This is a genomic window from Nocardia transvalensis NBRC 15921 (genome assembly GCF_000308875.1).
Taxonomy (GTDB): Bacteria; Actinomycetota; Actinomycetes; order Mycobacteriales; family Mycobacteriaceae; genus Nocardia; species Nocardia transvalensis.
This window is the reverse complement of record NZ_BAGL01000055.1, coordinates 21,036-43,905: the sequence shown is the minus strand read 5'-3', so window position 1 is coordinate 43,905 and position 22,870 is coordinate 21,036. Positions and strand designations below refer to the sequence as shown.

At 68.8% G+C, this 22,870-nt stretch carries 27 protein-coding genes; 15 read left to right on the top strand and 12 right to left on the bottom strand.

Translation table 11 applies throughout. The annotated features are described in order from the left end of the window. Window positions 1–72 precede the first annotated feature (72 nt). Window positions 73–273: a hypothetical protein gene (locus ON41_RS17000; protein WP_040748629.1), complete on the bottom strand. Its 201-nt coding sequence runs from the start codon at window positions 271–273 to the stop codon at window positions 73–75. Window positions 274–700: 427 nt separating this feature from the next. Between ON41_RS17000 and ON41_RS16995 the strand changes: the two genes are divergently transcribed. The 3 genes from ON41_RS16995 (at window position 701) to ON41_RS16985 (ending at window position 3,865) form a co-directional block, all read left to right on the top strand. After that, entirely contained in the window at window positions 701–2,044 is a 1,344-nt protein-coding gene (locus ON41_RS16995; protein WP_040748628.1) for a cytochrome P450, read from the top strand. A gap of 508 nt (window positions 2,045–2,552) precedes the next feature. Beyond that, a complete protein-coding gene (locus tag ON41_RS16990) occupies window positions 2,553–2,924 on the top strand; it encodes a hypothetical protein (RefSeq protein ID WP_040748627.1) in 372 nt (123 codons plus the stop codon). Window positions 2,925–3,073: 149 nt separating this feature from the next. Continuing rightward, window positions 3,074–3,865, top strand: coding sequence for a sigma 54 modulation/S30EA ribosomal C-terminal domain-containing protein (locus tag ON41_RS16985; protein ID WP_051161698.1), 792 nt, complete (start codon window positions 3,074–3,076; stop codon window positions 3,863–3,865). A 52-nt stretch (window positions 3,866–3,917) separates the two neighbouring features. On the opposite strand, the gene ON41_RS16980 is transcribed toward ON41_RS16985, so the two are convergent. After that, window positions 3,918–4,271, bottom strand: a complete 354-nt coding sequence (locus ON41_RS16980; protein WP_051161697.1) for an NAD(P)-binding domain-containing protein — start codon at window positions 4,269–4,271, stop codon at window positions 3,918–3,920. A gap of 28 nt (window positions 4,272–4,299) precedes the next feature. Beyond that, window positions 4,300–4,632, bottom strand: a complete 333-nt coding sequence (locus ON41_RS16975) for a hypothetical protein (RefSeq protein WP_040748626.1) — start codon at window positions 4,630–4,632, stop codon at window positions 4,300–4,302. Between the two features lie 674 nt (window positions 4,633–5,306). Between ON41_RS16975 and ON41_RS16970 the strand changes: the two genes are divergently transcribed. Further along, the gene (locus tag ON41_RS16970; RefSeq protein ID WP_157185501.1) at window positions 5,307–5,462 is read left to right on the top strand and encodes a hypothetical protein; all 156 of its coding nucleotides are present in this window, start codon (window positions 5,307–5,309) and stop codon (window positions 5,460–5,462) included. A gap of 76 nt (window positions 5,463–5,538) precedes the next feature. On the opposite strand, the gene ON41_RS43800 is transcribed toward ON41_RS16970, so the two are convergent. Then, window positions 5,539–5,751, bottom strand: coding sequence for a WD40 repeat domain-containing protein (locus tag ON41_RS43800; RefSeq protein WP_373281350.1), 213 nt, complete (start codon window positions 5,749–5,751; stop codon window positions 5,539–5,541). A 113-nt stretch (window positions 5,752–5,864) separates the two neighbouring features. Between ON41_RS43800 and ON41_RS41075 the strand changes: the two genes are divergently transcribed. Then, entirely contained in the window at window positions 5,865–6,656 is a 792-nt protein-coding gene (locus ON41_RS41075) for a S26 family signal peptidase (RefSeq protein WP_051161696.1), read from the top strand. Window positions 6,657–7,208: 552 nt separating this feature from the next. Here the strand turns inward: ON41_RS41075 and ON41_RS16960 are convergent. Next, complete coding sequence (locus ON41_RS16960) at window positions 7,209–8,063, bottom strand: aldo/keto reductase (RefSeq protein ID WP_040748624.1); 855 nt, start codon at window positions 8,061–8,063, stop codon at window positions 7,209–7,211. Between the two features lie 110 nt (window positions 8,064–8,173). On the opposite strand from ON41_RS16960, the gene ON41_RS16955 reads away from it, so the two are divergent. Then, a complete protein-coding gene (locus tag ON41_RS16955; protein ID WP_040748623.1) occupies window positions 8,174–8,875 on the top strand; it encodes a VOC family protein in 702 nt (233 codons plus the stop codon). A gap of 420 nt (window positions 8,876–9,295) precedes the next feature. Here ON41_RS16955 and ON41_RS16950 read toward each other — a convergent pair whose 3' ends face one another. Next, a complete protein-coding gene (locus ON41_RS16950) occupies window positions 9,296–10,696 on the bottom strand; it encodes a serine/threonine-protein kinase (protein ID WP_051161695.1) in 1,401 nt (466 codons plus the stop codon). A 163-nt stretch (window positions 10,697–10,859) separates the two neighbouring features. Between ON41_RS16950 and ON41_RS42720 the strand changes: the two genes are divergently transcribed. Continuing rightward, window positions 10,860–11,186 (top strand): hypothetical protein, encoded by a 327-nt coding sequence (locus ON41_RS42720; RefSeq protein WP_040748622.1) that lies wholly within the window; start codon window positions 10,860–10,862, stop codon window positions 11,184–11,186. A gap of 11 nt (window positions 11,187–11,197) precedes the next feature. Here the strand turns inward: ON41_RS42720 and ON41_RS16940 are convergent, their stop codons facing one another. Then, the gene (locus ON41_RS16940) at window positions 11,198–11,926 is read right to left on the bottom strand and encodes a cutinase family protein (RefSeq protein WP_246829544.1); all 729 of its coding nucleotides are present in this window, start codon (window positions 11,924–11,926) and stop codon (window positions 11,198–11,200) included. 380 nt (window positions 11,927–12,306) lie between these two features. Here ON41_RS16940 and ON41_RS16935 point away from each other — a divergent pair, with 380 nt between their 5' ends. Beyond that, a complete protein-coding gene (locus tag ON41_RS16935) occupies window positions 12,307–14,580 on the top strand; it encodes an ATP-binding protein (protein WP_040748621.1) in 2,274 nt (757 codons plus the stop codon). A gap of 84 nt (window positions 14,581–14,664) precedes the next feature. Beyond that, window positions 14,665–15,876, top strand: coding sequence for a PucR family transcriptional regulator (locus tag ON41_RS16930; protein ID WP_051161692.1), 1,212 nt, complete (start codon window positions 14,665–14,667; stop codon window positions 15,874–15,876). A 34-nt stretch (window positions 15,877–15,910) separates the two neighbouring features. On the opposite strand, the gene ON41_RS16925 is transcribed toward ON41_RS16930, so the two are convergent. Both ON41_RS16925 and ON41_RS43795 read right to left on the bottom strand, forming a co-directional pair. Next, on the bottom strand, window positions 15,911–16,111 hold the full coding sequence (locus ON41_RS16925) for a hypothetical protein (protein ID WP_040748620.1): 201 nt from the start codon (window positions 16,109–16,111) through the stop codon (window positions 15,911–15,913). 11 nt (window positions 16,112–16,122) lie between these two features. Then, window positions 16,123–16,317, bottom strand: coding sequence for an epoxide hydrolase N-terminal domain-containing protein (locus tag ON41_RS43795; protein ID WP_373281348.1), 195 nt, complete (start codon window positions 16,315–16,317; stop codon window positions 16,123–16,125). Window positions 16,318–16,641: 324 nt separating this feature from the next. Here ON41_RS43795 and ON41_RS16920 point away from each other — a divergent pair, with 324 nt between their 5' ends. The 6 genes from ON41_RS16920 (at window position 16,642) to ON41_RS16895 (ending at window position 21,126) form a co-directional block, all read left to right on the top strand. Next, entirely contained in the window at window positions 16,642–17,046 is a 405-nt protein-coding gene (locus ON41_RS16920) for a CBS domain-containing protein (RefSeq protein WP_040748619.1), read from the top strand. 41 nt (window positions 17,047–17,087) lie between these two features. Next, window positions 17,088–17,735 carry a flavodoxin family protein gene (locus ON41_RS16915; RefSeq protein ID WP_051161690.1) on the top strand — a complete coding sequence of 216 codons (648 nt, stop codon included), beginning with the start codon at window positions 17,088–17,090 and terminating at the stop codon, window positions 17,733–17,735. Window positions 17,736–17,937: 202 nt separating this feature from the next. Then, entirely contained in the window at window positions 17,938–18,873 is a 936-nt protein-coding gene (locus ON41_RS16910) for an alpha/beta hydrolase fold domain-containing protein (RefSeq protein WP_063709889.1), read from the top strand. Beyond that, entirely contained in the window at window positions 18,851–19,201 is a 351-nt protein-coding gene (locus ON41_RS16905) for an ectoine synthase (protein ID WP_040748618.1), read from the top strand. The genes ON41_RS16910 and ON41_RS16905 overlap by 23 nt, the downstream gene beginning before the upstream one ends. 98 nt (window positions 19,202–19,299) lie before the next feature. Next, a complete protein-coding gene (locus tag ON41_RS16900; protein ID WP_040748617.1) occupies window positions 19,300–19,524 on the top strand; it encodes a DUF6480 family protein in 225 nt (74 codons plus the stop codon). A gap of 129 nt (window positions 19,525–19,653) precedes the next feature. Further along, window positions 19,654–21,126 (top strand): aminotransferase class I/II-fold pyridoxal phosphate-dependent enzyme, encoded by a 1,473-nt coding sequence (locus tag ON41_RS16895; protein WP_040748616.1) that lies wholly within the window; start codon window positions 19,654–19,656, stop codon window positions 21,124–21,126. 320 nt (window positions 21,127–21,446) lie between these two features. Here the strand turns inward: ON41_RS16895 and ON41_RS16890 are convergent, their stop codons facing one another. From ON41_RS16890 to ON41_RS16880, 3 genes are all read right to left on the bottom strand, one after another. Beyond that, window positions 21,447–21,893: an SPW repeat protein gene (locus tag ON41_RS16890; protein ID WP_063709888.1), complete on the bottom strand. Its 447-nt coding sequence runs from the start codon at window positions 21,891–21,893 to the stop codon at window positions 21,447–21,449. A gap of 123 nt (window positions 21,894–22,016) precedes the next feature. Beyond that, on the bottom strand, window positions 22,017–22,226 hold the full coding sequence (locus ON41_RS16885) for a CDGSH iron-sulfur domain-containing protein (RefSeq protein ID WP_040748615.1): 210 nt from the start codon (window positions 22,224–22,226) through the stop codon (window positions 22,017–22,019). Beyond that, window positions 22,204–22,863 (bottom strand): methyltransferase, encoded by a 660-nt coding sequence (locus tag ON41_RS16880; RefSeq protein ID WP_040748614.1) that lies wholly within the window; start codon window positions 22,861–22,863, stop codon window positions 22,204–22,206. Before ON41_RS16880 ends, ON41_RS16885 begins: the two co-directional genes overlap by 23 nt. Between the last annotated feature and the right edge of the window lie 7 nt (window positions 22,864–22,870).

Below are 22,870 nucleotides of genomic sequence, written 5' to 3'. Positions count from 1 at the left end.
TGCGGCGACGTCCGAGACGGGCCCGGCAGCGTTCGCTGCCGGGCCCGCTCGCACGATGGTCGCGCTGTGGCGTCAGCGGCCGCCGTGGCTGTGCTGCCCGCCCTTCGACTTGGCCTCTTCGGGCTGCGCTTCGGCGCCCTTGCGGCCGGCCTCGTGGGGATCGGCGGCATTGCGCTCACCGAAGCTTCCGGTGCTCTGCTCGCCGCCACGACGGGCCTGCTCCTCGGTGTCCGAACGGTTTCCGAACTGACCCGGGTTGTTCTGATCCGCCATTGCTCGACCTCCTTCACGATCAGCTGACTTCTCTCGTGGCGTCGTCGCCACGTCGTGTGGCATGTTTGCCACATCCGCCGCCTACCCCACGTATCGGGCGCTATTCATCCGGGATCGATCCCGAATTACGGTCGTACCGGCCGGTTTTCGCGGATTACTCCGACCCGGATGGGTGTCGTGGCGCACCGGTAGCCGACAACGAGCCGGACTGGGGTACGCCGTACCGCATCGTTTCATCGGGCCGGGCCCGGGTAGGGCGTGGAGAACCCGATTCCCCGTTCGAGGAGTGCCCGATGAGAGCTGTGACCTGGCAGGGACCGCGGAAGGCGACTGTGGACGACGTCGCTGATCCGCGTCTCGAGGAGACTGCCGACGCGATCGTGCCGTTCCGGATCAGCTGTGCTGACTACTGGATGCGAGGTGCGCTATGACACAGGGCCACAAGGTATTCGGCGTTCGGGCGGCGGCGATACTGGCCGATCTCGGCCTCGCCGCGGTCACGTCGGGAGTGATCGCTCGCCGACGCCGCACGATGGGTCTGCTCGAGCGACTGCAAGCCGACCGCCGCGCGGTTACACGAATGCGGCAGCTGCGCCGTGAATACGGTCGCGGCCCGATCGAACTGGTGCTACCCGGACGCCGAGTCGTCGTACTTCTCGACCCGGCGGACGTCGGAACGGTCCTGCGCGATGCGCCGGAGCCGTTCCATCCGGCGAACCGGGAGAAGTTCGCGGCGCTGCGGCAGTTCCAGCCCCACGGCGTCCTCATCTCGGACGAGCCGATCCGCGATCAGCGGCGCGCGGCCAACGAGACCGTCCTGGACACGAGTTCCGCGCTGCACCGCCTGGCGGAACCGTTCACCAGGATCATCGGTGACGAGGCCCAGGGCATGGCCGAATCGGCGCTGCGCCGGGGGCACGTCGACGCCGCAGAATTCACCGTCGCCTGGTGGCGGCTGGTGCGGAGACTCGTCCTCGGCGTCCAGGCACGTGACGACGACGCGGTCACCGACGACCTGTGGCGGTTGCGTTCGGCAGCGAACTGGTCGTTCCTCGCCCCGCCCCGGGCCAGGCTGCGGGAGCGGTTCTTCAGCCGTCTGTACCGGTACGTCGAGATCGCGGAACCCGACAGCCTCGCCGGGGCCCTGGCGCGGACACCCGCCCCGGGCGGCGTCGACCCGGTCGGCCAGATACCGCACTGGCTATTCGCGTTCGACGCCGCCGGAATCGCCGTGAGCAGGGCCCTCGCCGTGCTGGCCACCCACCCCGAACACCATGCCCGCGCGGTCGCCGACGCCGCGGACCCGGACGTCCCGGGCCTACGGAACTACCTGCGCGCATGCGTTCTCGAATCGGTGCGGCTGTGGCCGACGACTCCCGCCATCCTGCGTGACACCACCGAACCGACCACCTGGGGTGACGAGGGCAGCAGGTTCACGATCGACGGCGGCGCGGCATTGTTGATCGCCGTCCCCGCGTTTCACCGCGACCCGGACCTTCCCTTCGCCGACGCTTTCACGCCCGACATCTGGCTGGACGGCACCGCCGAGAAATATCCGCAACTCGTCCCCTTCGGCGACGGACCGGCCGGTTGCCCCGGCCGCAACCTCGTCCTCTTCACCACCAGCACACTGCTCGCACACCTCGTCACCGCTATGGAGTTCCGGCTGAACTCCCATCCGCGACCCGCGCCGGACGCGCCACTTCCGTTGACGTTCAACAACTTCGGCCTCGATTTCGCGGTGGCTCCGGCGCCGGCGCGGATCCCGTGAGCAGGTCAGGAGAAACGATGCCGAGAAAGATTCAGAACGGAAGGCCCGACCTGGCAACTGATCATCATCTTCGTGCTGAAGGCTCGCCGTAAGCGGCTTATCGAGCACGCGGCAAGGCCACCTGTTCCGACCCCAGCCGATCTTGCGGGGTATTGCTGATCGGGTGCGAAAGCTGTTGCCGCACAGTGTCTCTGTGGTGGTCGGCGATCGGCGCGACAGCGTTCGGGATGCTACGGTAGGTCGGCGGAATTCGTGGTCGAGAACTGGTCGGAGACTGCGCGGGAGACAATTCCTCTCGACTGGACGAAATTGGTTTGCGCGCGGGTTGCGACCGGCTTTGCTGCGGTGCATAGTGTGTGCGGCTTCGGTGTACGTGTGTGCTCGACGACCAGCCAGTGGAAGGACTTGTCCCGTGGTGATGACCGGATCCAGGGTTGCTCGGATTCGTGACCTTCTCCGACGGTATGACCGGGCGCTCGGAGCGGCGGACGCCGGTGCTGTCGCCGAGTTGTATTCCGCGTACGGGGCACATTTTCCCGGGCGGCATCCCGAAGCCTTCGGCACCGACGTCGAGGAACGATATCGGTGGCTGTTCCGCTTCGAGCCCCCTCGGCCCGGCCACCGGCTGCGGGAGATCGTCACCGGCCAGGACCTGACCGTCGTGGCGACCACCCAATACGACGACCGGCTCCCCGCACGGTTGACGCCGCACCTGTTCGTCCTCACCGATTCCTGCGGCGGATACCAGATCCTCGCCTCGATCCAGGGCACGTCGCCCACGATCCCCCGGCCTGGCTGCGGAGGCCGCGCCGACCTGCTCGGGCACATCCGAACCCGGCTGTGCGCGACCAACGCGACCATGCTCGCCGTGAACGACTGACGATCATCGCCGTTGTGATCCACTGATTGCGAAACAACGAAATGTATAAATCTTGCAAGTTGTGACCAAAGGCCCTACTCGGTCTGCGGGCGGCGACGCACGCTGAGTTGAACCATCGGTAGCTCTCGAAGACGCAGTGAGGCCCGTTCGTGCTTCCGGAACTGCAACCATGGTCGTCTGCCGAATTTCCCGGCATCGTCGTAATCGCTCACGGCCGGGTGCCGAAACTCGGGGGCGAACGAATCACCGCAGCGGTGGGCCGGCTGCTGCGACAGCACGGTATCCCGGCACGGGCGCGGGTCCGCGCGACCACCGCGACGTGCGCGACCGGTCCGGTACTGATTCAGGTCAACCTCGACGTCGCGGGCACGCCGTGCCGCATGCAGACTCTCGTCCCCGGGTGTGGCGACGTCCTGCGCGCCACCGTGCGGCTGCGGCGGCAACTGCTGCCGCCGGCCCAGCGGCGGCCACAGCCCTGGCCCGACTTCACGCGTCGCCTGCTCGCCGCGTCCGGTCCCGGCGCCATCACGCGCCACAAGTACTGCGCCTTGGCGATCGAGGAACCCCTCGCCGCGGCCGTGACGATGGACACGATGGACTACGACGTGCATCTGTTCACCGACGCCGACACCGGCGAAGAAGCCGTCGTCTACCGCAGCGCCGCCGCCGGGACGAGGCTCGCCCGCCAGTACCGTCCCCATCCCGCGAAGGCGCCCAACGGGGCGATTCCCGGCCCGGTCACCGTTCTTCCCGCTCCCGCGCCCTTGCTCGATGACCCCGAAGCGGTCGGGACACTGTGTGCGCGCGGGCTGCCGTTCCTGTTCTACACACACATGGGCACGTTTCGCGGCCACCTGCTCTATCGCCGCTACGACGCCAACCTCACCCTCGTCAGCCCGCTCCCCGAGACGCCGCGCGAGCCGGTGCCACGCACGCCTTGATCCGTTCCGAACCGCCTGAAGCCGGGGACCGGTCCCCTGCGCGCCGACGTTCTCAGCGGGCGACCGACACGGCGAAGGCGCGAAACCGCCGGGATCGGATGATGTGCGGTACGAACAGGATCGCGGCCTCGGTCGCCCGGGCGGTCTCGATCCCGCCGAGGTCGGTGGTCCATCGCTCGTCCCAGCCGAGGTGGGTCAGCAACTCGGTGACGACCTGCTCGGCCTCCGGGTCGTCGCCGGAGAGGAATACCGACGGCGGCTGGGTGAGCGTGGCGGGCGCGGTCATCACCATCGTGTTGAGTGTTTTGACGACGTGGGTGTGGGGGAGGGCCCGCCGGAGTTGTTCGGCGACCGCGGCCCCGCGGAGATCCTGTGCATCCTCGACCTCGCCGGTCGGCCCCGGCACCCGCGAAGCTGACCTGGGCAGAGTGGGTTCACGGTGTGCTCAGTACCGGTAGTTCCCCCGTTGCCCATCGGGCATATGTGTACTCCGGGGCCACGGTGATGACATCGGTGATCTCGACGAGCGCGGCGGGAATGACGCGGTCGGCGAAGTGGTCGGCGCTGGGCACCACGACCGCCTCGGCGTTCACTCTGGCCACGGTATCGAGCAAGTGCCGGACGGGATCACCGCTGTGACCGAGGGCGATGGTCCCGCTGAGGTCGTAGCCCAGACGTCTTGCCAGACAGCGGACCTGAGCCGCATACCAGCTCCGGTGCTGCCGTGACACGTCCGTGCGTAGGAATCCGAGAGCGACGAAACCCATGTCGGTCCTTCCTCCAGGTCGGCCGCATCACGCGGCGGTCCTGCGTGGGGCGAGGAGAAGGCGATCGCGTGGACCCGAACAGTCGCACCGCCCAGCATCCTTCTGGCAAACGACGCTAACGGTCGGTTTCCGGCCATGGCAACCTCACGACCGGGCTTCGGCCCGGCGACACCGTGCCGGGTTTGCTGGCCACTCGTCCTTCAATGCCCTCTCACGTGCGGTGACGGTCACCGGCGGGATCGGGTGCGGACCCGGCCGCGGACAATGCCGGACATTCCGTTCGCCTGCGTGACGTCCCTGGGTCGCCGGGCTGCGTCAACGCGGCCCGAGGTGGCGACACCTGCTGGTAGCCGCCCGTTTTCACGCCGCGAGGAGGCGTTGGCCGCGCCTGTGGTAAGACTGGCTCCCGTGGTGTGGTGCGGCGCTGCGGGCGGGGGCGGTCTCCTGTCGGGTATGCGGAGATGCGCCCCTGTGGCGATCCCGCGGCCCGATCGGAGGGACGGCTCGCCGAGGGGGAGGCCGGGCGTCGGCGGCAAATCGACGCGATCTTGCCGCCGGTGGATCCGTCAGCCTAATATGTTGCTGAATGATCGCTGAATGCTGATGCGGTCTCGTGATACCCGAGGGGGTACTTGGCGGTGTCGACTGTGGATCCGGTGGTCAGTCCGGTTCGTATGATCGCGGCGCGTCTGGGCCGCAAGGGATTTCGGCTCGAGCAGGCCAGCGGAACCGAGCAGGAGCCCGGCCGCTGGCATGTGCTCGCCTTCTTCGACGAGATACCCGTATTCAGCGGGAGCCTCGACGAGATCAACGCCTGGCTCGCCTCCTGAGGCCGGCATCCGTAGTGCCAGGTTCCGCCGGCGAAGTCGGTGCGGGAATGCCACACGCCCCGTGCCGTGGCTCCGCCTAGCAGGGCGGGGAGTAGTCCAGGTCCGGCAGGTAGTGCCGCCAGCTTTCGCGGGTCAGGGTCCCGCGCGTCGTCGCGCAGATCCGGCGGGCGGCCAATTCCGGACTGCCGGTGGAGAATTGGATGATCCGGTCGTCACCGCCGCTGGCCAGGACGGATCCGTCGGGGCTGTAGGCGGCGGCGATGATCGAACCGGTATGGCCGGCGGTCAGCGGTTGTCCCCGCGTGGCCGCGCGCGCGGGATCGGTGACATCCCACAGCCGCAGCGTCCCCTCGGCACCGGCAGGGCGGGACCAGCCTGCTGATCTCCCATCGGCTCGGCGCCGTGCGCGACGCCGACATGATCGTCGTCGTGGCGGAGGGGCGGATCGTCGAATGCGGTGACCACGCGGCGTTGATGGCCGCCCGGGGACACTACGCGCGATTGCTCACCGTGCAGGCCGCCGGTTATCGCGCGGACGGTCACGGTGGTGAGGCCGGGCGACCGCTCGTGACGCCGTCGATCGCCGACGGGGGCGGCGTGAGCGGGCAGCGTGCGGCCGGGGTCGTGACGGCGGCGCTGTCGGCCGCGACCGCACTGTTACTTGCCGGATATCCGGGCTGGGCAACGGTATTCGGTGTGGTTGTCCTGATACTCCTTCCCGCTCTGACGTTTTCGTACCTGGTGACACGAACGATGGTGACAGTCACCGTGCGCGGGACGAGTATGGAGCCCACCTACCGCGACCACGACCGGGTACTCGTCCGCCGCCGGTCCGCGGTGGTCCCCGGTCAGGTGGTCGTCGTCGACGGAGCGGCCTTCGCCTCGCCCGGACACCGGCAGCCGCCGCTCCCGCGCCGCGCCGGGCCCGGCCCGGTGGCGCAACGGCTCTGGGCCATCAAAAGAGTCGTGGCCGTCGCGGGCGACCCCGTGCCGCGCACCCGGGTCCCTGTCCTGGCCCGGGTGCCCGAGAACCGTATTCCCGCAGGGAAACTGGTGGTCCTCGGCGACAATGCCGCGGCCAGCGTCGATTCCCGGAAGATCGGCTACATCCCCGCGGACCGCGTACTCGGCACCGTCGTGCGGCGAATAGGTGGTTGTCAGGCCGGAACGCATTCCAGTCGCGAGGGGTCGTAATACCGTGCGCGGGCTTGTTCGCAGGCATCCCAGCTCGGGTACGGCCCGGGATCGAATCCGGGCTCGCTGTCGACCGAGCCCGAGGAAATGCGGCCGGTAATGGCCGAGGGATGATCGGCACCGGCGGCTGTCGACCTCAACGCCGCCGGAGCGTCTGTCACGAGAATGGGAGTAGCCGAGGCAAGGCCGGCGCCTATCCACGGGACGGCGAGCAGTACGCCAACGGTAGCGGCCAGCTTGGTGACGACATTCATGAGCATTCCTTTGCCGTATGAAGGCGCCGCACCGTTTCACCGAAACGGTAGCAGCGGAACCGGACCCGGCGATTCTGCGCCACCGACACCGGGACCGGTCCCGCGCCACGGGCTCACCGACCTCCGGGATCGCCCGAACTTCGGGATCCACGACCTTCGATTCGACCGCTGCCTTGATCTCGCCGATTTCGTCGCGTCGAGACAGCTCGGCTGTCTTGTCGGCGACCACACGACGCTGAAACAGATACGAATCGATGCGATCTCGGATGTTCGGTACGAAGGTTACGGTCGGCTGGCGTCACTTGCCGCTGTAGACGGGGAAGACGCTGTTGTCGCCGTAGTCCCGGGCGCGCAGGTTTCGCAGGAGGTCCATGTCGTCGTCGGTGATCACGAAGTCGACCTGGGCGTTGCTGCGCATGTGTTCGGGGTTGGCGGACTTCGGCAGGGACACGGTTCCCAGTTGCAGGGTGTAGCGGATGCAGAGCTGCGGGACGGTCACCTCGTATCGGGCGGCCATCGCCTGGATATCCGGGTTCTGCAGGATTTCCCCGTGTGCGATGGGTGAATATGCCTCCGGGAGAATGCTTTTGCTCTCGGAGTAGGCGATGAGTTCGGTGGGGGTGTTCCCCGCGTGGATGAGTAGCTGGTTCACCTGCGGTGCGACCGTGCAGGATTGGTCGATGTTCTCGAGGTCGCGCTGCTCGAAATTGGAGACGCCGATCGAGCGGAGTTTTCCTGCCTTGTAGGCGTCCTCCAGCGCACGCCACGCCTCGCGGTTGCCCTCGGCGTAGTCCCCGCCCCGGAAGTCGTTCCAGGGCTGCGGGCTGTGGATCAGCATCAGATCGATGTGGTCCAGCCCCAGTGTGGCGAGGGAACCGTCGATCGCGGCGGCGGCATCGTCGTAGTCCTTGATCTCGGCCGCCAGCTTGGTGGAGACGAACAGTTCGTCGCGCGGGACGGCGCTGGCGCGGATGCCTTCGCCGACGCCTCGCTCGTTGTTGTAAGCCTGCGCGGTGTCGATATTGCGATAGCCGATCGCGACGGCCTCGGTCACCGCGTCGGCGGCCTTGTCGTCATCGATGAACCAGGTGCCCAGTCCCAGCTTCGGAATCTGCACCCCGTTCGACAGCGTGTACGACTCGTTCAGAATCATCGTCGCTCCTTCACGTCGCTGTTACCGGTGCGAGGACAGTCAGCAGCAATGCGGCAAACATCAGCGTATAACCGCCGTCTACCCATCCCGGCCGGGTTTACGCTGGCGTTATGTCGGACGCGAGGTTCAAGGATCTGGTTATCGACGCTACCGACGGGTCCGTGCTCGCCGCCTTCTGGTCGGCGGCGCTCGGCCTGAAAGCGGGTCCGGCCGGCGACTCCGCGGCGGACTTCCTGCTGGCGGACGACGTTCCCGAGCATCGGGTCTGGATCAACCAGGTCCCCGAGCCCCGCACCGTGAAGCAACGGGTGCACCTGGACCTGCATGCCACGGTCGAGGAGCTGACGCGGCTCGGCGCCACCGCCGCTGTGGAGTTCGGCGACGAGGACGACTGGACGGTGCTGCGTGATCCCGAACGCGGCGAACTCTGTGTGTTCCCGCGGCGGGCCGCGACGGTCGGCGGGTACCGCCTCTACGCGCTGGTCGTGGACGCCGCGGACCCGGCGGCGGTCAGCGCCTGGTGGGGCGAGCGGTTCGGCCTGGAGTCGAAGCGGTACCACGACCGACCGTGGTACCGGCTGGAGCCGGGCGAGGGGCTGCCCTGGCCGATGCTCTTCATCCCGGTCCCCGAGCCCAAGACCGTCAAGAACCGCATCCACTGGGACGTCTGGGGCGACACGGAGCGGCTCCTCGCGGCCGGAGCGACGCTGCTCACCGGCCGGGAGGACGCATCCGACCCGCGCGTCGTCTGGGACGTGCTGGCCGACCCGGAGGGCAACGAGTTCTGTGTGTTCTGCCCGGACCGGGACTGAGCCGGGCCGGGTAGGACATCATCGACGGCCGCTGTCCAGACTGCCCCGAACGCCGACGCGGTGGCGACCCGAACGGCTCGAACAATGGAAGATACCGTCGCCTGCGATGTGGCCCACCTAACGCCGAATCAGAGGTCTGGCCGGATGCTCCCGGGGTAGTGCGTGAGCGGCGGGGGAACAGCGGGCCCCGCACCGACGACAGGGCCCGGACGACAGCACGACGGCCGCGAGCGGCGGCCGGGAACAGGGTGCGCCATGCAGGTTCCCGCGTCTCGACAGAATCCGCCGAGAGGCCCCGACACGGTCGAATGGCCGGACCCGAGCCCGCTGACCTCCTGGTGGGAGCAGGTGATGTTCCCGAACGAGGAGTCCGAGGTCCCGGCCGACGGAGAAAGTTGAGCGCGACGGTTCGTTGCGGCATCAGTTCGGCTGCTGGGGCATGAGCATGTTGCTGCACTGCCAGCGACCGTCGATGTATTCGACGGTCATCGTTACCGAAAGCTGCTTGGTCTGTGGGGTCGGGCTGGCGAGGTTCTGCGTCGTCTGGGTGAGCAGAGCGGCGACTTCCGCGCGGGTGGCGTCGCCGGACTTGAAGTAACACTGGGCGTCGGTGGACTTCGAGGTCAGCTTGGACTGGGTCATGGTTTCCCGCAGCGTCGCCCACGAGCTGTCGTACTGCGCTTGGAGATCTCCGGTCGCGCCGTCGTCGAACGCCTTCTTGTAGGCGTCGAGGTCGCGGTAGTCGTACGTGGTCGCGATGCGGCCGAAGTCGCAGGCGAAACGGCGCGCCGCCTCGCGGGTGTCCTCGACGGCCTGGTGCTGTTGCTCGCGGCTGGACGAATTATGCACCACCAGAGCGACAGTCGTGGCCGCGCCGCCGAGGACCAGGACGATGCCCGCGACCGCGGCGACGAACAAACCTCGGCGGCGACGCCGCGGCACCGGCGGTGCGGCGGCGAACGCGGGCGGGTGCGGTATGTGCCCGCCCGCCAGCACGCTCGCCGCGGCGGCGGCCAATTCCCCACAGCTACCGAATCGGTGGCCCGGGTCCTTCGCCAGCGCGCGGGCGATGACGGCGTCGAACCCCTTGGGCAGCGCGGGATTTCGCCGACTGGGCGCCGGCGGGGGCAGGTGCAGGTGAGCGTTGATGAGCTGGGCGGAATTGGTTCCGGGATACGGGTGGTCGCCGGTGAGCATGTGGTAAAGCGTGCCGCCGAGCGCGTAGACGTCGGTGCGGTGGTCGATCGGCGTACCGGCGTCGAACTGTTCGGGCGCCGCGTACTGCAGGCTGGCGTACACGTCGCCGGTGCGGGTCAGGCCGACGGATTCGTCGAGGACCTTCGCGATTCCGAAGTCTGCCAGCAGCACTCGCTGCTGCGGTCCGCGCGCGAGCAGGATGTTGGCGGGTTTGACATCACGATGCAGAATGCCCGCCGCGTGGGCGTGGTCGAGCGCGCGGGCGGTTTCGGTGACGATCCGCACCGACTGTTCCGGTGCGATCGGTCCGTTCCGCACCACGGCGGCGACGTCGGTGCCGTCGACGTACTCCATCGCGATCCACAGCCGGCCGTCGTGCTCGCCCCGCGCGTGGACGGCCACGATGTTCGGATGCGCCAGCCGCGCCACCATATCGGCCTCGCGCTGGAACCGGGCCCGGACATCGGCGTCGCCGGCCATCGCGTGACCGAGCAGCTTCAACGCCACGAATCGCGGCAGATCGCGATCGTGTGCGAGGTACACCTCGCCCATGCCGCCGACGCCCAGCAACCGTTCGATGCGGTAGCCGGCGAAGACATGACCGTGCGCCAGCGTGTTGCCCACCCGTCCTCCTCCACCCAAATCCCCGGCTACGGTACTGGACCGCGACCGAGCGGGCGACTTCGCGCTGGTCCTTCTTCGCGGCAACGGCCGCACACCGCCACGCGCGTTGGTCACCGAGTTCGCAGGAGGAGACTCGACCCATGGACCCCGTGCACGTCACCGTATGGGACGAGAGCGACACGGTGACCACGGGCAGTCCCCGGACACCGAACGCAGCGACTTCGACACCGACACCGACGATCTCGCCGCTCTGCTGGCCGGCACTCCTGAAACGAGTACGGCAGAGCACCGGCCCCCGGCACAACGCGACATGGAAGCCGACATCCCACTGCGACCACTCGCCGCCGCGCCGTGGCCCACCCTCGTCATCTGCGGCACCTGGGAAGACACACCCGACCGCTACCGTCGGTACGCCGGCGAGTCCCTCATGGCCTGCGCCCAGGCCACCCGGCCGAGGTCAACGCGGGCACTACGCGAACTGTGGTCCTGAGCCGACTCGGGCTAGCCGCTGCGCTCCGCGGCGAACTCGGCGGCGGCGCGTGCTTCGGAGCCGTAACTCATGTGCGCCATCATGTTCTTGCCGCCGCGTTCGCAGACCGGGTCGCCGACCGCGCAGCTGTCGAAGGTGCGGGCGGCGTAGGTGCCGGTGACCTCCCGGCCTATGGAACGAATCGGGTTGCCGAACAACAGCAAAGCGATCACTTTCGGCTCTACGGAAGCCGGCAGCGTCGCCACGATGGGTCCGCCGACCTTGGCGCCGTCGCTGCTGATTCCGGCGGAATTGTCGACGACATTGGCGCCCTGGGAGTATCCGACCAGAATGAACCGTTGGCCGGGACAGGCGGCGGCGCGTTTCGTGACGTGCGCGACCAGATCCCGGTTGCCCGCTTGCACCGACGCCGGCTGGTTGAAACTTGCCGGATAATCGACCCGGTAGGAGCTGGTCGATCCGTGGAGCGTGTCCTGCAATGCCCGATACACCGGGCCCCCGACGACGGCGCCGAGCGTGCCGGCCTCATTGGTTCCGCGCGCGACCACCACATCGAAGTCCGTGCAGGCCGGCGCGGCTGAAGCGGTCGGTGCCACCGGTGCGGCCGACGCGAGGGCCGCGGCCGCGACGGCCGCCCCGAATGCGAGCGAGGTGCGAAACTGCCCGGTGGTCGAGGGGAATTCTCTTCTCATGTAATGCCTGCTCTCAGTGGACTCCATTGATCGGAATGTGAGCAGCACGATATCCCCGCCCTGAAATCGACATCATGGCCGAAAGTGTATTTCTATGATTCCTACTATCGAGGTGTCGTCCTCTTTGTGAGAAAACGTGTAGTCGCGCCGACAATGACATTCTGTCTACGTACGCCGAATACGTAGAATGCGCGATTGCGCTCCGGCCGCATATGGGGCAGGTGTGCCGATGTGAGTATTCCCGGACGGACGATCCGGTGTCGGGCCGACCGCCCGTCGGCCCGCGCCCGAGATAACGCCTGGCAAACGCCGGACTCCGCAGCCATGCGCACAGTACTATTCGGCGTACTCGATCGGAATGCGGATCCGGCACGGCAGGCGACGGCGTATCCGGGTGCTGTGCGGATCCGGAATGGAGCGAACGGCGGATGGCACGCGGCGATCTCGACGCGCACCCGACCAGTTACATCGGCCGCGCCGCCGAGACGGCCGAGGTGCGCCGTCTGCTGGGCGCCGCGTCCCTGGTGACACTCACCGGCACAGGGGGAATCGGAAAGACCAGGCTGGCGCGGCGGACCGCGGCCGCCGTCGCCGGTGCGTACCGCGACGGCACCGTCTTCGTGGAGCTGGCCGAGGCCCGGCACGACACCGAGGTGCCGCAGGCGGTCGCGGACCGGCTCCAGCTCCGCTTGCGTTCGGTGGAGCCGGTCACCGCCCGTGTCCTGGAACACCTGCGGGACAAGAACATCCTGCTGGTGCTCGACAACTGCGAGCATCTGCTCGACGGCTGCGCCGCATTCGCCGCGGCGGTCCTCGACACCTGCCGCGATGTCGTGATCCTGGCGACCAGCCGGCAGTCGCTCGGCGTACCCGGCGAACATGTGTTCCGCCTGCCGCCGCTCGCCGCGCCCGTCAACGCCGACACCACGCTCGCGGAACTGAGCCGATACGAGGCGGTCCGGCTGTTCACCGATCGCGCGGCCGCCGTGCGCTCGGATTTCGCGCTCACCGACCGCAACGCTCGCGACGTGGCGCGGCTGTGTCACATGGTCGACGGCGTGCCCTTGGCGATCGAGCTGGCGGCGGCACGGATGCGTTCGCTGTCACCACAGCAGGTGCTCGCGCGCTGGTCCGGAGGGCTGGGACTGTCGACCAGCTGGGGTCGCACGGTGGCCGCGCGGCACCAGAATCTACGCGCCACGATCGACTGGAGTTACGGCCTGTGCACCGGCGGGGAACAGGTGGTGTGGGCGCGACTGTCGGTGTTCGCGAGCTGGTTCGACCTGGACGCGGCCGAATTCGTCTGTGCGGGAGGCGATGTCGATCCCGGTCCGGTAGTCGACGTGATCGACGCGCTGGTGGACAAGTCGATTCTCGAACGCCACGGTGACCAGGTCGTGCGTTTCCGGCTGCTGCAGCCGCTGCGCGATTACGGCCGGCAACAGCTCGACGACAGCGGGGAGCATGCGCGGGTACTGCGACGGCACCGAGACTGGTTTCACCGGATGCTCACGACCGCCGACGCCGAATGGTTCTCACCGCACCAGGCCGAATGGGTGTCGCGGTTGCAGCATGCCCGTGCCGATGTCCGTGCCGCGATCGCCTGGTCGCTCGACGAGCCCGGCCATGCCGGCACGGCGCTGTCGATGGCCGCGCGGGTCGAGGAGTTCTGGACGTTGTCGGGCGCCAACCGGGAGGTACGGGCCTGGCTGGAACGAGCTCTCGCCGCGACACCGGAGCACCCGCTGCGGGCGCGGGCGTGGGCGGTCGCCGCGTTGCATTCGCTGTGGCTGACCGACCTCGACACCGCGGCCCGCCAGCTCGACCGCGCCGAAGCCGCCGCGATCGAGGACGCGGACCCGGCCCTCATCGCGTACGTGACCGGCGTCCGCGCCCACGAGGCGAAGATCCGGCTGGACAACGACCGCGCCGCGAAACTGGCCGGCGACGCGCTCGAGGTGCCGCGCGCGCACGGGCGCCTGCGCGAGGCGCAACTGTCCGTGCTGGTCCTCGGCCTCGCGGGCGCGGCCGGAGATCCGGACGGCACGCTGAGGATGCTGCGTGACGCGGTCACCGTGTGCGAGCGGTGCGGCGACTCCTACTACCGCGAGATGATGCTGTTCGCGGTCGCCCTCATCGAGGTCTACCTCGGCAACCTCGACACCGCCACCCAGGCGGCGACCACCGCGCTGCGCTCGGCGCAGGTCCGCGACAGCCGATTCGCCGACGCCTACCTCATCGAAGCGCTGGCCTGGGCCGCCGCGGTGGCCCAGGACCACCTGCGGGCGGCGACCCTGTTCGGCGCCGCCGACGCCGCCTGGGAACTGCTCGGCGCCGAGCCCGCCGTCGTCCTGGCCCTGCCGCACGGCCGGTTCCGCTCGCACAGCGAACACGCGCTCGGCGACCGCCGATTCGCCGAGATGTTCGCGACCGGACGGGCGCTGCCGGTGGCCGCCGCGCGCGGCTACGCGCTGGGCGACCAGACATCCGGCCCCGCTCCCGTCGACGCGGATCCACTGACCGGCCGAGAACTCGAGGTCGCCGCGCTCGTCGCGCAGGGATTGACCAACCGCGATATCGCGGCACGACTGGTGATCGCTCCCCGCACCGCCGATACCCACGTCCGCAACATCCTCACCAAACTCGGCTTCGCCGGGCGTGCACAGATCGGCGCGTGGATCACTGCCCGCTCTCCTACGTAGCCGCGGGGATACGCACATCTGCCGATGCCGCGCCGGGGCCGCGCGGTGCAGCCTGGATCTTCCACCGTTATCGAGGAGGATCCGGTGCCGCAGCACACGCAGAGGTCGGCGACGACATCCCAGCACATCGAAACCTTCGCTCGCGCCGTCTGCGACCGTGTCCTGTCCACCGCGCCCACACGAATATCGGTGCGGCGGAACACCGTCGACGGCATAGCGGTCGCGCGGGAATGCCTGGAACTGGCGATCGCGATCGTCGACAGCCCCGAACACCCCGCACGGGTACTCGACGTCGAACGCGCGGCGCAAGAGTGGGCGCGCGACGGCATCACGATCGACACGATTCTCGACACGCTGCACGACGGTGTGCGCATCGGCATCGACCTGCTCGCCGCGGGCGACCGCTCGGGTCACGAACCGGCGCTCGATACCGCGGCGATCGCCGTGCGCGGATCCCTGGGCGACGCCGACGCCACGCACCTCGCGTTGCGCGTGCTCCACACGATGACCACCGCGATCACCCGCGCCTACGTGCGGCACGCGCAGACCGCGACGCCCACCCGGCACACCATCGAGCAGACACTGGCCTCGGCACTGCTCACCGGTCACGACACCACCATGGCGCGCCGGCACGGCATCGACATCGCCGAGGAATACCTCGTTCTCGCCCTGGCGTTCAGGCGCGTCGAGCCGGCGCCGCCCGGCGTCGACACCCGGGTGCTCGCGCGCCGGCCGCTGTCGGCGGTACACGCCGAACTCGCGCGCCGCTACCGGGACACAGCGCTGCCGGCACTGTCGATCGACGGCGGCACGGTCCTGCTGCCTTCCACGGGCACCGACGACAGCGAACTCGAATCCTTGATCACCGACCTGTCCGCCACTGCGGAACTGTCGGTGACTGCGGTGGCCCTGTCGTCGGCGACCTCCGAGATTCCCGCCACCGACGTCTTCGCCCACGAACTCCTCGACCTGACCCACCGGCTCGGCCTGCCCCCCGGTGTGTACCGATTCGCCGACCTGGCACTGGAATTCCAGCTCACCCGCCCCGGCCCGGGCCTGGACCGGTTGAGCGCGTTGCTCGACCCCCTCGACACACATCCCGAGCTGCTCGACACCCTGCGCTGTCACCTCGCCAACAACCTCAACCGGCAGCGCACCGCCCACACACTGCGCCTGCACACCAACACCATCGACTACCGCCTCAAACGCATCGCACGCCTTACCGGCCTGGACATCACCCGCGTCACCGATCTCTGGTACATCCGCTCCGCCCTCGTCGCCCACGACGACCGCTGAAGAGAAACCGCGGGCCGATTGCCGAGCGTGCCGCCTACAGGACGTCGGTGATGTCGTTGCCGTTCATCGTGATTCGGACGTCGCCGCCACGATCGACGATCGCTCCCATCAGCGGCTCTATGACGCCGATGAGCTGGCCGAACGCGGGCGCGAAATCTTCGGTCATCTCTGCGGGAACCGTGAAGCGAAGGACATATTCGGTGGCCTGCTGCTCACCATCGGCCGACGTGGTCATGCATGCCACCTTCACAGACGGGAAGTTCGGCGCTCCGCCCAGGTGTCCGGGACGGGCGCCCGGGCGGGGCGGGCAGTCAGCGGACGAGGCGGAAGAACCCGCGGATCTGCTCGATCAGCGACCTCCAAGAACTCGAGCACCGAACCCGGCCACCCGTGCGTGAGCACCAGCGGGAACGCGTCCGGCTCCGGCGAGCGGACGTGCACGAAGTGGATCCCCAGCCCGTCGATCGTGTCGCGGTACTGCGGGAAACGTTCAGCCGCTCGGCGAACCCGAAGTCGTAATCCTCTGCCCAGCTGCGGCACAAACTCCTGCGCATAAGCCAGCGGCACTTATCGGATCACATATAGGTCACAGGGAAACCCGGCGTCGATTCGCTGTGGGCGGGATTCGGTTTATCGCTGTCAGGGCGGGTATGCGCAGCAGGTCACCTATTGGACGGTGCGGCAGCACTGTGATCCGAGTGTCGGCGAGGGCCGCTGCCGACCCTGCGCGGCTTGCGATGGATGGAGTACAGGAGGGCTTGACCGATGACCACGGCGCGAGAACTGATGTCCACCGATGTGGTCTGGGCACGTCCCGGCGACACCGTCGTGGAGGCTGCTCGCCGGATGGCGGCGGCGGGAGTCGGCGTGCTGCCGGTCTGCGGCGCGGACGGCAGTCTGGCCGGCATGCTGACCGACCGCGACATTGTCGTGAAAGTCGTTGCAGCGCAAGCCGATCCGAACGGCGTCCGCGTGAGTGAGCTGGCACGGGGCGTCCCCGCGGTTGTCCAGGCCGACGAGAACGTCGCCGTGGCCCTGACCGCCATGGCGGAGGGCAGGGGGCGGCGGGTGCCGGTGCTGGACGATACGACGCTGGTCGGCATCGTCGAGCAGGGCGATCTCGCCCGCGCCTTGAAGAGCGACACGTCCGCCCGGGTCGCCGAGAGCTGACTTCGCGGCTGCCCGGCCTCCGACCCCTTCAGGAGTTACTCATGACCACAATTCCCGATAACGCGAACGACGCCGGCCGCGACACGCTCACCGCTGTCGCGCTGGTGTGCACGCTGAAGAAGTCACCGGACGGGTCGAGCAGCGAGTTACTGGCCCAGCAACTGCTGGCGGAGCTGGCGAAGGAAGACGTCGAGGGTGAGATCGCCCGGGTGAGCGACTTCGACGTCCATCCGGGCATCACCGCGGACGAGGGCGGCGGCGACGAGTGGCCCGGACTGCGCAGCCGGGTCGCCGGCGCCGATGTGCTGGTCCTGGCGACGCCGATCTGGCTGGGCCATCCGTGCTCGGTGGCACAGCGGGTACTGGAACGATTGAACGCGGAGTCCTCGGAGACCGACGACGAGGGCAGGCCGGCGATGGCGGGCAAAGTGGCCGTGACGGCGATCGTCGGCAACGAGGACGGCGCCCACAAGGTGACCGCCGACCTGTTCCAGGGCTTGGACGACATCGGATTCTCGATCCCGGCGCAGGGGAGTACGTACTGGACCGGGGAGGCAATGGGATCGGTCGACTACCGCGATCTGGACCAGGTACCCGACGCGGTGCGGTCCACGACCGCGGGGGTGGCGCGTAATGCCGCCCATCTGGCAAGGCTACTGCGTGAGCGGCCGTACCCGCCCGGGAAGTAGGCCACCGTCAACCAGCCGAACACACGCGCCCGGTTTCGGTGCGGATAGGCCGCGCCGGTGTGCGTGGGCGCCCGTCGTTCGCCTTCCGGACCTCGGTGATGTCGTTGCGGTTCACCGTGATTCGGTCTGCGCCGCCACGCGGTCCGGAGACGGTGGCCTCGCTCGTGATCGTCGGTGCCGCGGTGGGGCAGGAGGATGATTGATGACGTCGTGGCAGGCGCGGGCCCTGATCGCGCGAATGTGGTTGGGGCGCAACAAGAAGTTCTACGCCGATCCCGCGACGATGCGTGCGGCGTTGGCGCGGCATCAGGCGCCGGAGCGGGCGCGCCCACCGAGACGGGTCGCCGCCGCCTTCGACATCGCGAGGCAGACGATCGACGGCCACGACGTGCACACCCTCGCGCCCGAGGGCGGACCGACGTCACCGTGGCACGTCTTCCATATGCACGGTGGCGGTTTCGTCGAATCGCCCGAACCACACCACTGGCACTTCGCGGCGAGGATGGTGGCCCGGCTCGGGTGCACCTACACGATGCCGATGTATCCGCTTGCGCCCCAGTACGATCACCGGGTCATCGTCCCCATGGTCGAGCACGCCTACGACCGCGTCACCGCCGCCACCTCGCCCCGGCACCGGATCGTCTTCGGGGACTCGGCCGGCGGCACCCTCGCTCTGACGCTGGCTCGACATCTCCGCGAGCGCGGGCAGCCGCAGCCGGCCGCGCTCGCGCTGTTCTCCCCGTGGATCGATCTCGCGACCGACGACTCGTTGTCGCTGGCGCTCGACGACCGCGATCCGGAACTCGGCGTGACGGGTTTGAAGCAGGCGGGGCGGTGGTACGCGGGCAGACGTGCGCTCGATGATCCGGAGATCAGTCCGGCATTCGCCGACCTCACCGAGCTGGCTCCGGCCATCGTGTTCATCGGCCACCGCGACATCCTGCTGCCGGACGCTCGCCGGATCAAGGAACTCGGCGATGCCGCGGGTGTGCCGGTCGAACTGCGCGAATATCCCGGAATGTTCCACAACTGGATCATGAAGAACATTCCGGAAGCCCGGCAAGCCACCGACGAACTGCTGCACTTCCTGCAGACCGTCGAGAGGAGGACCGAGAATGATCGTCCGCACGACCGCTGAGATCACCGGCACCGACCGCCAGATCGACAGTGACACCTGGACTTCCAAACGCATCGTCCTCGCCGACGACAAGGTCGGATTCTCCTACCACGAGACCACCGTCGCCGCGGGCACCCGAACGCCGCTGCACTATCCCGACTACATCGAAGCCGTCTGGCTCATCGAAGGCCACGGCCACCTCCTCGATCGCGACAACGAGGCGACCTACCCGCTGGAGCCCGGCACGATGTACCTGCTCGACAAACACGAACGCCACACGATCATCGCCGACACCCAGTTGCGCATGTACTGCGTATTCATGCCCGCCGTCCCCCCGGCGACCGACTGACGTGCGCAGGGGATGACACCGTGGCCCGCCTGTGTTGCCGACGGAGAGCCGGGTAGGCCGAAGGGACGAACACCGGACAACACGATCGGAAGTGCCTCATGTCGATGGATCCCGATCCGGGACGAGTTCCGGACTTGGAAGCCGGTGGCGGCGTGCGGCCGGGGGCCACTCCGCCCGAGACCTCGCAGACATCCGGGCTGTCGGCGCCCGAACCACGGACCCGGAACTCCTTCCCGCCGACCGGAATAGCCGCGGTTGTCGTCGCGATCGTCATCGCCGTCCTGTTCCTCGTCGCCGCGGTCGGGCTGGTCCTCGCGCTCTGAGTGAATCGTGTTCGCGAGCACCAGGAGACGCACGAGGGACGGCGCCCCGAGCTGCCGCCGGTTTGGTCGCGGGTACGCCGGGTAGTCCGGCCGCGTCGGTGCAAGCGAACGGGAGAGGGGTGCATTCCGGTGACAGGGACCCGGGCGGCCGATCACACGCGCGCACCGGTGCTGGAGGCGCTGGCGGAATATCGGCGGACGGGACGGTACGGGTTCACGCCGCCGGGACACCGGCAGGGCAGGGGAGCGGACCGCCGCGTGCGGGAGGTCCTGGGCGACGGACTGTCAGCCGACGTCCTGGCATCGCCGGGACTCGACGACCGGCGCTCGCGCCACGGCTACCTGTCCGAGGCCGAATCCCTGATGGCCGACGCGGTGGGCGCGGAGGCGGCGTTCTTCTCCACGTGCGGCAGTTCGCTGTCGGTCAAGGCCGCGATGCTGGCGGTGGCCGGCGGTGACGGCGGGCTGCTCGTCGGCCGGGACAGTCACAAGTCGATCGTCGCGGGCCTGGTGTTCTCGGGTGTGCGGCCCTACTGGGTGACCCCGCGCTGGGATGCGGAGCGGCATCTGTCGCATCCACCGTCACCCGAGCAGGTGCGCGCGGCATGGGAACGCCACCCCGAGGCCGCCGGCGCGCTGATCGTCAGCCCCAGCCCGTACGGGACCTGCGCGGATATCGAGGGCATCGCGCGCGTCTGCCACGAGCGCGGCAAACCGCTGATCATCGACGAGGCTTGGGGCGCGCACCTGCCCTTCCACGACGAGCTGCCCACCTGGGCGATGGATGCGGGCGCCGACGTGTGCGTGGTGAGCGTGCACAAGATGGGCGCCGGTTTCGAGCAGGGCTCGGTCTTCCATGTCCAGGGCGATCTGGTCGACCGCGACCGGCTGAAGCTGTGTGCCGATCTGCTGATGACGACCAGTCCGAACGTCCTGCTGTACGCGGCGATGGACGGCTGGCGCCGCCAGATGGTGCAGCACGGCGGCGCACTGCTCGACGCCGCTCTCGCCACCGCCGGGTACGCCCGGGCGGAGGCGGCGCGCATCCCGGGGATCACGGTCATGGCCGACGAACTGCTCGGCGTCGAGGCATCCCACGATCTGGATCGCCTCCAGGTGCTCATGGACGTCTCGGAGACCGGCGCGAGCGGTTATCAGGTGGCGGACTGGTTGCGCGACAAGAGAAATCTCGACGTCGGGCTCAGCGATCACCGGCGGATCCTGGCGACCCTGTCGACGGCCGACAGCAAGGAGACGGTCGACACCCTGATCGACGCCCTCGCGGCATGGCGGGAGCAATGGAGTGGACCGCCCGCCCCGCGCATGCGGCTCCCGTCGCCGGGCGAACTGGAACTGGAAACGGTCCTGCGCCCGCGGGACGCGTTCTTCGGGCCCTGCGAGGCGGTCCCGCTCGCGGAGGCGCCCGGCCGGATCGCCGGCGAGCAGGTCACGCCGTACCCGCCCGGCATTCCCGTGATCGTTCCCGGCGAGCGCATCGATGCCGCGGTCGTCGAGTACCTGCGCTCCGGGCTGGAGGCGGGAATGAACGTGCCCGATCCGGCCGACCCGCGGCTGCGCACGATCCGAGTGACCACGCGCTGATCGGCAACCCCCGCGTGGGTCGGCCACCCCGCGTGCCCCGCGTGGGTCGGCGACCTCGTGTGCCCCGCGTGGGTCGGCAACTTCGTGTGCCCCGCGTGGGTCGGCAACTTCGTGTGCCCCGCGTGGGTCGGCGACCTCGTGTGCCCCGCGTGGGTCGGCGACCTCGTGTGCTCCGCGTCGTGGATCGGCAACCCCGCGTGACGGCGGATGCCGATGGCAATTACACGGACGTGGATCGCGAACTCGTGGTTCGCGATCCACGTCGGATGCTGCCGGCCCGGTGATCGTCGGCTGGTGGCCGGATCACCGGGGTATCGGGGTCAGTGGCTCGGTTGCGCCTGGACCGGAGCGTGGCGCGGGCGTCGCAGGGCGGCGAAGGCGGTGACCAGCAGTCCCGCGGCCGCCAGGCCGAGCACGGCGATGATCGCGCCCATGATCACATTCGTCCAGAGCACGCCGTCCGGGCGCTGGTCGACGATCCACGGGCTGATGATTCCCCACACGCCGAGGGGGATGAGCGCCCAGCTCAGGCCGTAGCCGCGCGCGGGCACCGCGGTCATCACCAGGCCGATCACGGCCACGGCGATCCCGAGTACGAGGTTCTGGACCACCAGCCGCTGCGCGGCGGCGAAATCGTCCACCACCCACGGCGTGATGGCCGTGAACAGTCCGGCCAGCAGTATCAGCCCGTCGATGGTAATCGCCGGCACGCCGCCACGGGCGTCCCGCGTCGGGTCGAGCGCGCTGGAGTGTGGTGTGTTGGCCATCGGAGTCTCCTTCCCAGGTTATCGATGGGCCGCCCGGGGGCGGCAGTCTCGGGCTACCCGGTCCGAGGTCGACGAATCGCGGTTCGAATCACCGATATCGGTGTGGGAGAAGATCTTTGACCGCTATTGGGGGCGTCGGCGGTGCTTGCGGTGGCTGGTGTCGCACAGGGGGTAGATCTTGGAGCGCCGGCACTGGCAGACCGCGACGGTGAACCGGTCGCAGTGCAGCACGGTGCCGTCGTCGGTGACCAGGTCGACCGGTCCGTCGATGAGAGCCGGGCCTTCGGCGGTGAGCCGGACGCGGCGTGGTTCAGGTTGTGGGTCGGTCGGCACGGATGACCACCAGTTCCTCGTGGTTGTGGTGCGGGGCGGCGTGCCCGGCGGCTTCCAGCCAGCGGGCGCGGCGTCGCAGGACGGGCCCGTACGCGGTCGTCTCGCGGGCCACCACCGCGGCCTTGAGGCCACCGTCGCGCAGCTGGTGCAGGGTTCGATCGGGCCCGCACATCCCGGAGTGGACGATCAGCGCGGTGCCGTGGTCGGCGAGCAGGCCGGGCAGCATCTCGCACAGCGGGTCCAGTACCGCCCGGCCGTCGGGCCCCGCTTCCCAGGCGCGGTCCCGCGCGCGGCGCGGCGGTGTGACGGACGGGCCGGGGACGTAGGGCGGATTGGCCACCACGACGTCGAACGGCCGTGGCCATGTCATCCGGGTGAAATCACCGCGCAGCAATTCGACTCGCTGCCCGCGGGCGCGGCTGTTGAGCCACGCCGACAGCAGCGCGGCTCGTGAGATGTCCACGGCGGTAACGGTTTTCGCCCCGAGTCGGCGTGCGTGCAGGGCGAGGACGCCGGTGCCGGTACACACATCGAGCACTCGCGGCTCGCGCGGTATCGACGCGGCGGCCACGGCTCGCATCAGCAGTTCGGTGTCGGCCTGCGGGCGATAGACGCCCGGCGCGCGGAACAACATCATGATCGGC

Bases quoted from the DNA above. Each gene is read 5' to 3' on its own strand.
- ON41_RS16880 (WP_040748614.1), bottom strand. From the start codon at position 22,863: ATGATGTTGTTCCGCGCGCCGGGCGTCTATCGCCCGCAGGCCGACACC.
- ON41_RS16960 (WP_040748624.1), bottom strand. From the start codon at position 8,063: ATGATTCTGAACGAGTCGTACACGCTGTCGAACGGGGTGCAGATTCCG.
- ON41_RS16955 (WP_040748623.1), top strand. From the start codon at position 8,174: ATGTCGGACGCGAGGTTCAAGGATCTGGTTATCGACGCTACCGACGGG.
- ON41_RS16975 (WP_040748626.1), bottom strand. From the start codon at position 4,632: ATGGGTTTCGTCGCTCTCGGATTCCTACGCACGGACGTGTCACGGCAG.
- ON41_RS16970 (WP_157185501.1), top strand. From the start codon at position 5,307: ATGATCGCGGCGCGTCTGGGCCGCAAGGGATTTCGGCTCGAGCAGGCC.
- ON41_RS16890 (WP_063709888.1), bottom strand. From the start codon at position 21,893: ATGGCCAACACACCACACTCCAGCGCGCTCGACCCGACGCGGGACGCC.
- ON41_RS16935 (WP_040748621.1), top strand. From the start codon at position 12,307: ATGGCACGCGGCGATCTCGACGCGCACCCGACCAGTTACATCGGCCGC.
- ON41_RS16900 (WP_040748617.1), top strand. From the start codon at position 19,300: ATGTCGATGGATCCCGATCCGGGACGAGTTCCGGACTTGGAAGCCGGT.
- ON41_RS16910 (WP_063709889.1), top strand. From the start codon at position 17,938: ATGACGTCGTGGCAGGCGCGGGCCCTGATCGCGCGAATGTGGTTGGGG.
- ON41_RS16905 (WP_040748618.1), top strand. From the start codon at position 18,851: ATGATCGTCCGCACGACCGCTGAGATCACCGGCACCGACCGCCAGATC.
- ON41_RS42720 (WP_040748622.1), top strand. From the start codon at position 10,860: ATGGGACGAGAGCGACACGGTGACCACGGGCAGTCCCCGGACACCGAA.
- ON41_RS16915 (WP_051161690.1), top strand. From the start codon at position 17,088: ATGACCACAATTCCCGATAACGCGAACGACGCCGGCCGCGACACGCTC.
- ON41_RS17000 (WP_040748629.1), bottom strand. From the start codon at position 273: ATGGCGGATCAGAACAACCCGGGTCAGTTCGGAAACCGTTCGGACACC.
- ON41_RS16995 (WP_040748628.1), top strand. From the start codon at position 701: ATGACACAGGGCCACAAGGTATTCGGCGTTCGGGCGGCGGCGATACTG.
- ON41_RS16925 (WP_040748620.1), bottom strand. From the start codon at position 16,111: ATGACCACGTCGGCCGATGGTGAGCAGCAGGCCACCGAATATGTCCTT.
- ON41_RS16920 (WP_040748619.1), top strand. From the start codon at position 16,642: ATGACCACGGCGCGAGAACTGATGTCCACCGATGTGGTCTGGGCACGT.